The sequence below is a fragment of the Pseudoalteromonas sp. S558 genome (genome assembly GCF_005886635.1).
Classification (GTDB): Bacteria; Pseudomonadota; Gammaproteobacteria; order Enterobacterales; family Alteromonadaceae; genus Pseudoalteromonas; species Pseudoalteromonas aliena.
Window position 1 is genome coordinate 1 of the sequence record NZ_PNDU01000638.1, and the last position, 274, is coordinate 274.

General features: G+C 39.8%; 1 pseudogene. It reads right to left on the minus strand.

Annotated elements, in window-relative coordinates:
- Positions 1-274 (minus strand): annotated as a pseudogene (clpA, locus tag CWB66_RS21755) (ATP-dependent Clp protease ATP-binding subunit ClpA); the annotation flags it as partial.

Below are 274 nucleotides of genomic sequence, written 5' to 3' on the forward strand. Positions count from 1 at the left end.
CATTGTATGTAGAAGATACTCTTTTCTGTGGAATACGTGACATTTTAGTAATTATTAGCTTAATGTCTGCGACACCGATGGTTTTTTTGCTTTTAGAATTAGGCTGCAGGCGCTGACTTGCACCCGCTTCATCTATAACGTCAATGGCTTTATCAGGCAAATGGCGTTCATTAATGTATTTTGCGCTTAATACAGCAGCGGCTTTTACGGCTTTCTGAGTATAACGAAGACCATGATGCTCTTCGGAACGCTCTTTTAAACCAATAAGGAGTTT